This window comes from Curtobacterium sp. VKM Ac-2887, assembly GCF_015350935.1.
GTDB lineage: Bacteria > Actinomycetota > Actinomycetes > Actinomycetales > Microbacteriaceae > Curtobacterium.
On the sequence record NZ_JADKSB010000010.1, the window covers coordinates 166,319 to 178,320 of the forward strand.

Sequence of the window (12,002 nt, forward strand, 5' to 3'; positions counted from 1 at the left end):
CCGGCGTCCGGTCGACCTCCCGTCGGCCCGGTCGACAGGAGGACCCCACCATGTCGCTCGCGATGCGCCCACCCACCGCTGCCATCACCGTTCCCCCCGCCGCCGCACCGACCACCGCGCCGCCGTCGGCACCCGCGGGTGGTCGCCGAGGCTTCGCCCCCGCCGTTGCCCTGCTGGACGTCGGACTGCTGGTCCTGGCGTTCGCGGTCGCCCACGTCGTGCGCTTCCCCTGGGAGCTGTCGGCCGTGCGACCCCAGGCTGGCTGGATCGAGTTCGCGACGGCTCCGGTGATCATCCTGGTCTGGATGGCCCTGCTGTCGATGTTCCGCACCCGCGACCCACGCATCGCCGGCATCGGCAGTGACGAGTACCGCCGGCTCGTCACCGCGAGTCTGGTCGCCGTCGCCGTGGTGGCGGTCGTGGCGTACGCCGCGCAGCTCGACCTGGCCCGGGGGTACGTGGCCATCGCCTTCCCGCTCGGGCTCCTCTTCCTCGCCGTCGGGCGGAAGGCCGTCCGCACCGTCCTGGCGCGCAGTCGTGCTCGCGGGCAACGGTTGCAGGACGTCCTGATCGTCGGTGACACCGAGGACGTCCGCTACGTCGGGCGACGGATCGCCGCGACGCCCAGCGCCGGGTACCGGGTCCGCGCGGTCGTGACCGACTGCGAGCCGGTGGGCGCGACGATCGACCTCGGTTCGGCGTCCGTCCCGGTGGTCAGCGGGATCGACGACGTCCTCGCGCTGGCTCGTTCCGAGGGAGTCTCGGCGGTCGTCGTCGCCGGCGCCGTACGCGGCGGGCACGAGCGACTGCGCCGCCTCGGGTGGCAACTCGAGGAGCACGGCGTCGAGCTCGTCGTGTCGTCGCCCCTCGCGGACATCGCCGCGGGTCGCGTGCACGAGCGTCCCGTCGACGGCCTGCCCTTGATGCACGTGGAGACCCCCGACTACCGCCGTCGCACGGGCAAGCGTCTGCTCGACGTCGTCGGAGCCGGCTTCGGTCTCCTGCTGCTGGCGCCCGTGCTCGCGGTGATCGCGCTCGTCATCCGGCTCGACGACCGCGGTCCGGTGTTCTTCCGCCAGACCCGTGTGGGCCGTGGGGGCGCGGAGTTCTCGATCCTGAAGTTCCGCACGATGTGCGTGGACGCCGAAGCGCGGATGGCCGCACTGCAGGCAGCGAACGAGGGTGCGGGCCCGCTCTTCAAGATGAAGGACGACCCACGCGTCACCCGGGTCGGGGCGTTCCTGCGGAAGACGTCGCTCGACGAGCTGCCGCAGTTGTGGAACGTGCTCACCGGTGCGATGAGCCTGGTCGGACCCCGCCCGGCGCTCCCGCGCGAGGTCGCCCTGTACCAGGACTTCGCCGACCGCCGACTCCTGGTCACCCCGGGGATCACCGGCCTGTGGCAGGTCAGCGGCCGGTCGGATCTGGACTGGGCCGAGGGTGTGCGGCTCGACCTGCACTACGTCGAGAACTGGTCGTTCCTGCACGACCTGGTGATCCTCGCCCGGACGGTGCCGTCGGTGCTCCGGTCGCGCGGCGCGTACTGAGGGCGCTGCGGCGGATCGGCCCGGCGCCTTCCCTGTGCGAACGGTGTCCGTTCCGGTCCCCGGCCTGGGCTTCGGGGATCGGGAGAGTTACGATGGGGGGAACACGGACTTCCGCCGCGTGGGTCGAAGAAGACCTGCGGACGGCGACCAGTTCCAGATCAAGGAGTCATGATGCTCGGAAACCTCGGCGGCGTACACCTGCTGATCATCCTCGGGATCGTCATCCTGCTGTTCGGCGCGACGAAGCTCCCGGCGCTCGCCAAGGGCCTCGGGCAGTCGATCAACATCTTCAAGAAGGAGATGACCGACGACGAGAAGAAGGCTCAGGCAGGCGACACCACGGTGCAGAACACCGCGGCCCCGACCAGCACCGTGCCGAACGCTCCCGCCGAGCCCGCTGCCGGTCCGATCCTGAACCCCGGCCCGAGCGCGCAGCCGAACACCGACTCCCGGCGCTAGAACACCAGCTCAGGACACCCAGCCCCGTCCTGTCGGCAGCCCCCGCGACCACTCCGGTCGCGGGGGCTTCGTCGTGCGGGGCGCGCAGCGGTCCGAGGGGGCGCAGGATGAGCACATGACCACTGCTGCACCCCGCGCGACCGCGCCGCTCCGGGACGACCGGCGCACCGTGCTCGTGGTGGCGATCCTGTCGTCGTTCGTCGTCGGGCTCGACTCGAGCGTGGTCAACGTGGCGCTCCCCGCGATCCGACAGGAGCTCGGCGGCGGACTCGTCGTGCAGCAGTGGACCGTCGACGCGTACCTGGTGACGCTCGGCTCGCTCATCCTCGTCGCCGGATCACTGTCGGACGTGTTCGGCCGGGTGCGCATCATCACGTGGGGGCTCGTCGTGTTCGGGATCGCCTCGGTCGCGTGTGCGATCGCCCCGACGGGGGAGTTCCTGATCGTCTCGCGGGCGTTCCAGGGTGTCGGCGGCGCCCTGGTGACCCCGAGCGCGCTCGCCCTCATCGTGGCGGCGTTCCGCGGGGCAGCGCAGTCGAAGGCGATCGGCACGTGGACCGCCTGGTCGAGCGCGTCGACGATCCTCGGACCCGTGGTCGGCGGGCTGGTGGTCGACAGCGTCGGCTGGCGGTGGATCTTCGTGCTGACCGCCGTCCCGATCGCGGTGACGATCCCGCTCGTGCTGCGGATCACCGGTGACGTGCACCCCGCGATCCGACCGCGCATCGACGTGGTCGGCGCCGTGCTGGCGGTCGTCGGGGTCGGTGGGGCGGTGCTCGGGCTCATCGAGCAGGAGCGGCTCGGGTGGGGCGCGCCCGTGGTGGTCACCGCGCTCGTGCTCGGTGCCCTGGCACTCGGGGCCTTCGTGCCGTGGGAACTCCACGTGATCCGGACGACCGGTTCGCCGCTGGTGCCGCTCGCGCTGTTCCGGGCCCGCAACTTCGCGGTGGGCAACCTCGCCACCCTGTCGATCTACGGCGCCCTGAGCATGGTCTTCTTCGTGGTCACCCTGTTCCTGCAGGAGGTCTGGGGGTTCCCGGCCTGGCTCGCCGGCCTGGCGACGCTGCCCCCGACGGTGGTCCTGCTGCTGGTGTCCTCGTCCGTGGGCGGGCTGGCGGGACGGTTCGGGCCGCGCTGGTTCATGGCCGCGGGCCCGGCGGTGGCAGCGGTCGGTGCGCTCCTGATGCTGCTGGTCGGTGCGCAGCCGGACGGGTACTGGATCGCGGTGTTCCCCGGGCTCGTGCTCATCGGGTTCGGGATCGCGCTCATGGTGACACCGCTGACCAGCGCCGTGCTCGGGTCGGTGCCGCAGTCCGAGGCCGGCGTCGGGTCGGCGGTGAACAACGCGATCGCGCGGATCGCCGGCCTGGTGATGGTGGCGCTCGCGGGCGTGGTCCTCGGCGGCGAGATGAGCGTCGCCGGCCTGCACCGGGCGGTCGTCGTGATGGCCGTCCTCCTGCTGGCCGGCGCGGTCGTCAGCGCCGTCGGGATCCGGAATCTCCCGGCGCCGACGTAAGTTGAGTGCAGTAGACTCAAGTACAACACCACCGCAACGAAAGGACGGAACGCATGGCGAACCTCCAGGGTGCTCCTGACTCGCAAGAGCGACAGAAGACCGCCCTCGAGCAGTACGGCGTCGACCTGACGGCGATCGCTCGCAGCGGCAAGCTCGACCCGGTCATCGGACGCGACTCCGAGATCCGACGCGTCAGCCAGGTGCTCACCCGCCGTACCAAGAACAACCCCGTGCTCATCGGCGAGCCCGGCGTCGGCAAGACCGCCGTCGTCGAGGGGCTCGCGCAGCGCATCGTCGCCGGTGACGTCGCCGACTCACTGAAGGACAAGCGGCTCGTCTCGCTCGACATCTCCTCGCTCATCGCGGGCGCGAAGTACCGCGGCGAGTTCGAGGAGCGCCTCAAGGCCGTGCTCAAGGAGATCAACGACTCCGACGGCCAGGTCATCACGTTCATCGACGAGTTGCACACCCTGATGGGCGCCGGCGGCGGCGAAGGGTCCGTCGCGGCCTCGAACATGCTCAAGCCGATGCTCGCGCGCGGCGAACTGCGGCTCATCGGGGCGACGACGCTCGACGAGTACCGCGAGTACATCGAGAAGGACGCCGCCCTCGAGCGACGCTTCCAGCAGGTCTACGTGGGCGAGCCCAGCGTCGAGGACGCCGTGGCGATCCTCCGCGGGCTCAAGGAACGCTACGAGGCACACCACAAGGTGACGATCAACGACTCGGCGCTCGTCGCTGCGGCCAGCCTGTCGAACCGGTACATCTCCGGCCGCCAGCTGCCCGACAAGGCGATCGACCTGATCGACGAGGCCGCCAGCCGGCTCCGCATGGAGATCGACTCCAGCCCGGTCGAGATCGACGAACTGAAGCGCAACGTCGACCGGCTGCGTGTCGAGGAGTTCGCGCTCAAGCAGGAGAAGGACGACGCCTCGAAGGCCCGGCTGGAGACCCTGCGGAACGAACTCCGCACGCGCGAGGAACGACTGGGCGAGCTCGAGCAGCGCTGGCAGGCCGAGCGGGCGAGCCTGAACCGGATCGGTGAGCTGAAGCAGCAGCTCGACGACCTGAACATGCGCAGCCAGCGTGCCCAGCGCGAAGCCGACTACGCGACGGTGTCGCGCCTGGAGTACGCCGAGAAGCCCCGGATCGCAGCGGAGCTCGCGGCCGCCGAGCAGGCCGAGTCCGCCGACCGCATGGTGAACGACAGCGTCACCGACGAGGACATCGCCGCCGTGATCGCGCAGTGGACGGGCATCCCCCTCGGGCGGCTGCTGCAGGGCGAGACCGAGAAGCTCCTGCACCTGGAGAACGAGCTCGGGCGCCGGATCATCGGGCAGCGCACCGCCGTGAACACCGTGTCCGAGGCCGTCCGTCGCACCCGCGCCGGCATCTCCGACCCTGACCGTCCGACCGGATCGTTCCTGTTCCTCGGACCGACCGGCGTCGGCAAGACCGAGCTGGCCAAGGCACTCGCGGAGTTCCTGTTCGACGACGAGAAGGCCCTCGTCCGCATCGACATGAGCGAGTACGGCGAGAAGCACTCGGTCTCGCGGCTGATCGGCGCCCCGCCCGGGTACGTCGGCTACGAGTCCGGCGGGCAGCTCACCGAGGCCGTCCGGCGTCGCCCGTACTCCGTCATCCTGCTCGACGAGATCGAGAAGGCGCACCCCGAGGTGTTCGACGTGCTGCTCCAGGTGCTCGACGACGGCCGGCTGACGGACGGGCAGGGGCGCACGGTCGACTTCCGGAACACGATCCTCGTGCTGACGTCGAACCTCGGCTCGCAGTTCATGACCGACCTGACGCTGACGGACGAGCAGCGCGACGACGCCGTGCGCGAGCTCGTGCAGCAGGCGTTCCGACCGGAGTTCATCAACCGCCTCGACGACATCGTGGTGTTCCAGGCCCTGACGGCCGACGACCTCGGTCAGATCGTGTCGCTCTACGTCGACCGGCTCGCCCGACGCCTGACCGACCGCCGGCTCGAACTCGCGGTCACGCCCGAGGCGCGCGGGTGGCTGGCCGAGCGCGGGTACGACCCGCTCTACGGCGCACGGCCGCTCCGCCGCCTCATGCAGCGGCAGATCGACGACAAGCTGGCGCGCGCGATCCTGTCCGGTGACGTCCGAGACGGCGACACCGTCCGGGTCGACGTCGCCGAGGACGGCGACGGTCTGACCGTCGAGCCGTTCCAGCTGGCGGAGGTCGTCGAGGAGTAGGCGGCGGCCGCGGTGGGTGGGGTGACCGACGGGAGGCCCGGTGCCGGTTCCTGGGACCCGGCACGGGCCTCCCGGGTTGGCTGCAGGGCATGCCTGAGATCCGCGCGATCCGTCGCCTCACCGACACCGTCGAGCACTCGAGCGTGCTCGACAAGGCCGTCGACATCGACCGTTCGGTCGTGAACGCCCTCGCCCGGCCGAAGGCCCTGCGGCAGTTGCTGCACGGTGTGCCGTTCGGGCACCCGCTGCACCCGCTCATGGTGCAGGTACCGCTCGGGGCCTGGATCTCGGCCGCCGTGCTCGACGTCTTCGGCGGGAGGGGCAACGCGAAGGCCGCGAAGACCCTCGTCGGCGTCGGCCTGGTGTCGTCCGGCAGTGCGAGCCTCGCCGGGTACGTGGACTGGTCCGAACTCGACCGCGAGCAGCTGCGCACGGGATGGGTGCACCAGGCCGTCAACTGGGTCGGCATCTCGCTGTACGGCCTGTCGTGGTGGCAGCGCAAGAACGGCAACCACGGCGCCGGCAAGCTGCTCGGGTTCGCCGCGCTCGGCGTCGTGGGGGTGGGTGGGTACCTCGGCGGACACCTGGCGTACCGCCAGCGTGCCGGCGTGAGCGACCACGGTGAGGTGCCGTTCGACGCGTGACCACTGATACGGAAACGTTATGTGGACGAAACGCGGTACGTGGAATGCTCGTCCCATGGATCGACTCAGTACCGACACCGTTCCCCTGACCGGCCTTCCCGCCCGCGGCGGCCTCGAGTTCATCGTCCACATCGACGAGGCGGCGGGGGTCGTGTCACTCGACCTCACCGCCGCGTAGCCGGCCGTGCGGGTCCTGGTCGTCGATGACGAAGCAGCCCTCGCCGACCTCGTCGCGAAGGGCCTGTCGCGGCAGGACATGGCCGTCGACGTCACCTACCGCGGCGACCACGCCGACGAACTGCTGGCGGTGAACGACTACGACGTCGTGGTGCTCGACCGTGACGTCCCGGGGGTGCACGGCGACGAGGTCGCACGTCGGCTGGCGTCGCGCGGCAGCCTGACCCGCATCCTCATGCTCACCGCGGCGGCGACCCTGACCGACCGCGTCAACGGGCTCGAACTCGGCGCGGACGACTACCTCGCGAAGCCCTTCGAGTACCCGGAACTGGTCGCCCGGGTGCGCGCGCTCGGTCGGCGCAGCGTGGCCCCGGTCGCGCCCGTGCTCGAACGCGTCGGGATCGTCCTCGACACGAACCGTCGGATGGTCACCCGTGACGGCCGACCGCTCGACCTGACCTCGAAGGAACTCGGGGTGCTCGAGGCGCTCCTGCGAGCCGACGGTCGCATCGTCTCCGCCGAGGAACTGCTCGAGAAGGTCTGGGACATGAACATCGACCCGTTCACCGCTGCCGTACGGGTGACGATGTCGAAGCTCCGCAAGAAGCTCGGCCGCCCCGATCCGATCCGGACGGTCCCGGGCGAGGGCTACGCGCTGTGAGACGGCTCCGGCGGACCTGGAGCATCCGGGCCCGCACGGCGCTGACGTTCGCGCTCGCGGCGATGGCGCTCGCCACCGGGGTGGTGGTGTTCTCGAACGTGATGTCCCTGGCCGGGGTCGGTGCGGGTCTCGACACGACGGCGATCCGCGGTGCCTCCCCGGCGGAGACGTTCGTGACCGCCTCGCCGGTGCCGATCGGCGAGCGCTCGGCAGCGGACGACGCACCACCCTCCACCACGGTCGCGGTGGTCCGGCTCGTCGCCGTGCAGCAGTGGCAGTGGTCCGCGATCGGCATCGCCGGGGCGGGCCTCGTCGCCGGTGGCGTCGGGTGGCTGGTGAGCAGGCGCATGCTCCGACCGATCGACCGGATCACCGCGACGGCGAACCGGATCACGGCGTCGAACCTGCACGAACGCATCGCACTCGAGGGCCCGGACGACGAACTCCGACGGTTGTCCGGCACCGTCGACGACCTGCTCGACCGGCTGCAGACCGCGTTCGAGAGCCAGCGACGGTTCGTCGCGCAGGCGTCGCACGAACTCCGGACCCCGCTCGCGGTCCAGCGTGCCGCGATGCAGATCGGGTTGCACGACGGTGCCGGCGCCGATGACGTCCGAGTGGTGCGCGAGGAACTGCTCGCGCAGAACCGGCGCACCGAGCACCTCGTCGAGTCCTTGCTCGTGCTCGCGGAGGCCGATCGAGGGCTCGCAGGCGTCGGGACGCCGATCGACCTCGTGGCCATCGCCGACGAGGTCGTCGCGGGAGCCGCCCGGAGTGCGCACGAGGCGGGCGTGACCATCACCCACGAGGGCCGAGCCGCGCCTCCTGGCAGACCCACCATCACCGGTGAGCCGATGCTCGTCCGGCAGTTGCTCGTCAACCTCGTCGGCAACGCCGTCGAGTACAACGAAGCCGGCGGCTTCGTCCGCGTCACCACGCGCGGTGACGGCCTCGTCGTGGAGAACTCCGGGCCGGTCGTGCCGGACGAGGTCGCGCCACTGCTCGTCGAACCGTTCCGACGCTGCCCCGAGGTCGCCTCCGGCGGCCGGCACAGCGGCCTCGGCCTGTCGATCGTCGCGTCCATCGTGCACGCGCACGGGTGGCGACTCGTCGTCACCGCGCGCCGTGAGGGCGGCCTGCGCATCGACGTTTCGTCGGTGTGACCCCACGCGTACCGGAGACGAAACACCGGGTCCGCTGTGCTGGTCCCATGAAGCCATCCACGAAACACTCCACCACCACCACCATCGTCGCCGTCGCCGCAGCCGTCGTGCTCCTGCCCGGCCTCCTCGCCGGCTGTTCCGGAGCGCCGTCGACCGACTCGACCGACACGGCCTCGGGCGGCGGCAAGGGGGCCGGGGCCTCGCTCGCGTCCTGCATGCGTGACCACGGGTACGACATGCCGGATCCGTCGTCGGGTGGGAACACCCTGTCCCTGTCGGCTCCCGACGGCATCGACGACGAACAGTGGAAGGCGGACCTGCAGGAGTGCATGGGCGACGCCGGAGCCGGTGAGGGGTTCCAGGCGGCGAAGCCCGCCGGGACGCCGGAACAGCGGAAGCAGATCGCGGAGTGCATCCGTGAGAACGGGTTCGCCGACTTCCCCGATGGTGACGATGCGATGTCCACGTACCGGCCCGACGACCAGGACGCATTCCAGGACGCGTCGTCGACGTGCTTCGACGAGGTCCTGGGCAAGGGCGGCAGCTCCGGTTCGAACACGACGGTGCAGCCGTGACCACCGTCCTGACCAGGCGTCGAGCGCTCGTCACGAGCGCGTGCCTCGTCGCGGTGCTCGCCGCAGGCGCTGGCACGTGGTCGTTCATCGACCTGCAGGCTGCGCCGTCCTCGGCAGCAGCCGAGTCCGGGAAGCAGCAGCACCCGACCGCCGCGGTCACGAAGGGCGACCTGACGGACTCGAAGGTGTTCGCCGGGACCCTCGGGTACGGCACGGACACCGGGGTCCCCGGCGCCGCCTCGGGCACGCTGACCTGGCTCCCCGCGCCCGGGCAGGTCATCAGGAGCGACGAGTTCCTGTACGCGGTCGACGAGCGCGGGGTGCGGGCGATGCACGGCACGGTGCCGATGTGGCGCTCGCTCGAACGCGGGCTGACGGGCACCGATGTGCAGCAGCTCAACGACAACCTCGCCGCGCTCGGGTACGACGTCGCGCAGGACGACTCCTTCGGCCCGCGGACGCAGCGCGCCGTGCGGCAGTGGCAGGAGGACCGGGGGCAGGAGGTCACCGGCGTGCTGACCTCGGCGGACATCGCGTTCGTCGACGGGGACGTGCGTGTCGCGACCGTCGACGGGAAGCTCGGCCAGCCGGCGGAGGGAGGGAGCGGTGACGTGCTCTCCGTCACGAGCACGAAGCGCATCGTCGTCGCCACCGTCTCACAGCGCGACGCCGAACGGCTCGCGGTCGGCACGGAGGTGCGGGTCAGGATCAACGGCGCCGGGGCACCGATGACGGGCGAGGTCACCGACGTCCAACCGAGCTCGGGAGACGACGCCGGGTCCAAGGTCGACGTGTCCGTCGCGTTCGACCCCGGCTCGCGACGGCTGCCAGCTGCGGCGTCCGCGCAGATCGACGCCGCGGGAGCCACCGAGAAGGACGTCCTCTCCGTGCCGGTCGCGGCACTCGTGACGACGGGGAACGGCGCGTACGCGGTGGACGTGGTGCGGCGCGACGGCACGACGAAGCGGGTTCCCGTGACCCCCGGGTTCATCGCCGACGGCCGGATCGCGATCACCGGGAAGGTCGCGGAAGGCGACCGCGTGGTGGTGCCGGGATGAGCGGCACGGGGCCGGTCCTCGCCCTGCGCGAGGTCACGAAGACCTACGGCGACGTCGGCGCGCTCCGCGGGGTGACGCTCGACGTCGCCGCCGGGGAGCTCGTCGCGGTCGTCGGTCCGTCCGGGTCCGGCAAGTCCACGATGCTCAACATCGTCGGGACCCTCGACCGTCCCACGCAGGGCTCGGTGTCGATCGCCGGGAACGACGTCGCGACCATGTCCGACAACGCCTTGTCCGCGCTGCGAGCCGAGCACGTCGGCTTCGTGTTCCAGCAGTTCCACCTGCAGGCCGGTGCCACCGCGGCGGAGAACGTCGCCGACGGGCTCCTGTACTCGGCGACCGGGCGACGTGAACGGCGCCGACGCGCCCACGAGGCCCTGGAACGAGTCGGCCTCGGGCACCGCACCGACCACCGCCCGACCCAGCTCTCCGGGGGTGAGAAGCAGCGCGTGGCCATCGCCCGCGCGATCGTCGGGAACCCCACGATCCTGCTCGCCGACGAGCCGACCGGCGCGCTGGACTCCGCCTCCGGTACGGCGATCGTGACGCTCCTGCGTGCGTTGAACGCCACCGGCACCACGGTCCTCGTCATCACGCACGACCTGGGCCTCGCAGCCTCGTTGCCGCGGCAGGTCCGGATGCGTGACGGTCTGGTGGAGCACGACTCGGCGGTCGGGCCGGCTGGGCCGCACCAGTCCGCTGCGGACATCGCCGCCGCCATCGGTGGTGGCCGGTGACCGGCGTGCGAGGACGCTTGGGTGCCGCTGACCTGCTCCGGCTCGGGGTGTTCGGGCTGCGCACCAGACCCGGCCGTGTCGTCCTGTCGGCGCTCGGCATCGCGATCGGCATCGCCGCGATGATCGCCGTCGTCGGGATCTCGTCGTCGAGCAAGGCGAAGCTCGACCAGGTGCTCGACGCCCTCGGCACGAACGTGCTCACCGCCACGCAGGCCCAGGGGTTCGGCGACGTGCCGCCGTTGCCGTCCACCGCACTCGAGTCGGCACTCCGCCAGGACGACGTGCAGTCGGCTGCCGCGGTCGGCACCGTGGTCGACGCGGCCGTCTACCGCAACGAGTTCATCCCGCCGCCGGAGACGAAGGGCATCGACGTGATGGCGGCTTGGGGCGACGTGCCGCGCGTGCTCGGCGGCGAGCTCGGGTCCGGGCGCTGGATCGATGACTCGGTCGTGGCTCCGCCGCAGGTGGTGCTCGGTGCGGCCGCCGCGTCGGCACTCGGCATCGACCGGGTCCGTGCCGACAGCCGCGTCTGGATCGGCGGGCAGTGGGTGCAGGTGGTCGGGATCCTGGAGCCGATCGCGCTCGCCGACGACCTGGACAGCCAGGTGTTCGTCCCCCGCGGCCTCGCCCGGCAGCTCGGGTTCGACGGGGCGCCGACCGCCGTCTACACCCGCGTCGACCCGTCGCGAGTCGCACCGGCACGGGACATCCTGGCGAATGCGATCAGCCCGGGGTCCCCGCAGGACGTCGGCGTGACCCGGCCGTCCGACGCGCTCGCCGCGAAGGACGCCACCGACGACTCGTTCACCGGGTTGCTCGTCGGCATCGGCGGCGTGGCCCTGCTCGTCGGCGGCATCGGCGTCGCGAACACGATGGTGATCACCGTGCTGGAACGTCGTGCCGAGGTCGGGGTGCGGCGAGCCCTCGGAGCGCGGCGGCGGAACATCCGCGACCAGTTCCTCGTCGAGTCGTTGCTGCTGTCGTTCCTGGGCGGGGTGGCCGGTGTGGTGATCGGGGTCGGGGTCACGGTCGCCTTCGCCCTGGCGCAGGGATGGCCGGTGGCGATCCCGCTGTGGGCCGTCGGCGGCGGGCTCGGCGCGACCGTCGTGATCGGCGGTGCGTCCGGGTGGTACCCGGCAGCGCGCGCGGCGCGCATCCCACCGACGTCCGCTCTGGCGGCCGTCTGAGGCCGTGGTGGTGATCCGGGAGGCCCGGTGCCGGTCTGCGGGACCGGCACCGGGCC

12 protein-coding genes are annotated in these 12,002 nt (G+C 71.4%); all 12 read left to right on the plus strand.

What is annotated here, in order from left to right:
- Positions 1 to 50 precede the first annotated feature (50 nt).
- The 12 genes from ITJ69_RS13345 (at position 51) to ITJ69_RS13395 (ending at position 11,946) form a co-directional block, all read left to right on the plus strand.
- Complete coding sequence (locus tag ITJ69_RS13345) at positions 51 to 1,547, plus strand: sugar transferase (RefSeq protein WP_131921348.1); 1,497 nt, start codon at positions 51 to 53, stop codon at positions 1,545 to 1,547.
- A gap of 171 nt (positions 1,548 to 1,718) precedes the next feature.
- The gene (tatA, locus tag ITJ69_RS13350) at positions 1,719 to 2,006 is read left to right on the plus strand and encodes a twin-arginine translocase TatA/TatE family subunit (RefSeq protein WP_123293839.1); all 288 of its coding nucleotides are present in this window, start codon (positions 1,719 to 1,721) and stop codon (positions 2,004 to 2,006) included.
- Between the two features lie 115 nt (positions 2,007 to 2,121).
- Positions 2,122 to 3,522 (plus strand): MFS transporter, encoded by a 1,401-nt coding sequence (locus ITJ69_RS13355; RefSeq protein WP_194672982.1) that lies wholly within the window; start codon positions 2,122 to 2,124, stop codon positions 3,520 to 3,522.
- 53 nt (positions 3,523 to 3,575) lie between these two features.
- On the plus strand, positions 3,576 to 5,744 hold the full coding sequence (locus tag ITJ69_RS13360; protein ID WP_194672983.1) for an ATP-dependent Clp protease ATP-binding subunit: 2,169 nt from the start codon (positions 3,576 to 3,578) through the stop codon (positions 5,742 to 5,744).
- Between the two features lie 89 nt (positions 5,745 to 5,833).
- Positions 5,834 to 6,388, plus strand: coding sequence for a DUF2231 domain-containing protein (locus tag ITJ69_RS13365; protein WP_194672984.1), 555 nt, complete (start codon positions 5,834 to 5,836; stop codon positions 6,386 to 6,388).
- 55 nt (positions 6,389 to 6,443) lie between these two features.
- Positions 6,444 to 6,566, plus strand: coding sequence for a hypothetical protein (locus ITJ69_RS20760; protein WP_260154542.1), 123 nt, complete (start codon positions 6,444 to 6,446; stop codon positions 6,564 to 6,566).
- Positions 6,567 to 6,572: 6 nt separating this feature from the next.
- Positions 6,573 to 7,226 carry a response regulator transcription factor gene (locus ITJ69_RS13370; RefSeq protein WP_131881221.1) on the plus strand — a complete coding sequence of 218 codons (654 nt, stop codon included), beginning with the start codon at positions 6,573 to 6,575 and terminating at the stop codon, positions 7,224 to 7,226.
- On the plus strand, positions 7,223 to 8,389 hold the full coding sequence (locus ITJ69_RS13375; protein ID WP_194672985.1) for a sensor histidine kinase: 1,167 nt from the start codon (positions 7,223 to 7,225) through the stop codon (positions 8,387 to 8,389). The genes ITJ69_RS13370 and ITJ69_RS13375 overlap by 4 nt, the downstream gene beginning before the upstream one ends.
- A gap of 47 nt (positions 8,390 to 8,436) precedes the next feature.
- On the plus strand, positions 8,437 to 8,964 hold the full coding sequence (locus tag ITJ69_RS13380; protein ID WP_194672986.1) for a hypothetical protein: 528 nt from the start codon (positions 8,437 to 8,439) through the stop codon (positions 8,962 to 8,964).
- Positions 8,961 to 10,022, plus strand: coding sequence for a peptidoglycan-binding protein (locus ITJ69_RS13385; protein ID WP_194672987.1), 1,062 nt, complete (start codon positions 8,961 to 8,963; stop codon positions 10,020 to 10,022). The genes ITJ69_RS13380 and ITJ69_RS13385 overlap by 4 nt, the downstream gene beginning before the upstream one ends.
- Positions 10,019 to 10,759, plus strand: coding sequence for an ABC transporter ATP-binding protein (locus tag ITJ69_RS13390; protein WP_194672988.1), 741 nt, complete (start codon positions 10,019 to 10,021; stop codon positions 10,757 to 10,759). The genes ITJ69_RS13385 and ITJ69_RS13390 overlap by 4 nt, the downstream gene beginning before the upstream one ends.
- 17 nt (positions 10,760 to 10,776) lie before the next feature.
- Positions 10,777 to 11,946, plus strand: coding sequence for an ABC transporter permease (locus tag ITJ69_RS13395; protein ID WP_194672989.1), 1,170 nt, complete (start codon positions 10,777 to 10,779; stop codon positions 11,944 to 11,946).
- Positions 11,947 to 12,002 lie beyond the last annotated feature (56 nt).

Excerpts from the sequence above, each read along its gene's own strand:
- ITJ69_RS13345 (WP_131921348.1), top strand. The coding sequence starts at position 51 with ATGTCGCTCGCGATGCGCCCACCCACCGCTGCCATCACCGTTCCCCCC.
- tatA (WP_123293839.1), top strand. The coding sequence starts at position 1,719 with ATGCTCGGAAACCTCGGCGGCGTACACCTGCTGATCATCCTCGGGATC.
- ITJ69_RS13355 (WP_194672982.1), top strand. The coding sequence starts at position 2,122 with ATGACCACTGCTGCACCCCGCGCGACCGCGCCGCTCCGGGACGACCGG.
- ITJ69_RS13360 (WP_194672983.1), top strand. The coding sequence starts at position 3,576 with ATGGCGAACCTCCAGGGTGCTCCTGACTCGCAAGAGCGACAGAAGACC.
- ITJ69_RS13365 (WP_194672984.1), top strand. The coding sequence starts at position 5,834 with ATGCCTGAGATCCGCGCGATCCGTCGCCTCACCGACACCGTCGAGCAC.
- ITJ69_RS20760 (WP_260154542.1), top strand. The coding sequence starts at position 6,444 with ATGGATCGACTCAGTACCGACACCGTTCCCCTGACCGGCCTTCCCGCC.
- ITJ69_RS13380 (WP_194672986.1), top strand. The coding sequence starts at position 8,437 with ATGAAGCCATCCACGAAACACTCCACCACCACCACCATCGTCGCCGTC.
- ITJ69_RS13390 (WP_194672988.1), top strand. The coding sequence starts at position 10,019 with ATGAGCGGCACGGGGCCGGTCCTCGCCCTGCGCGAGGTCACGAAGACC.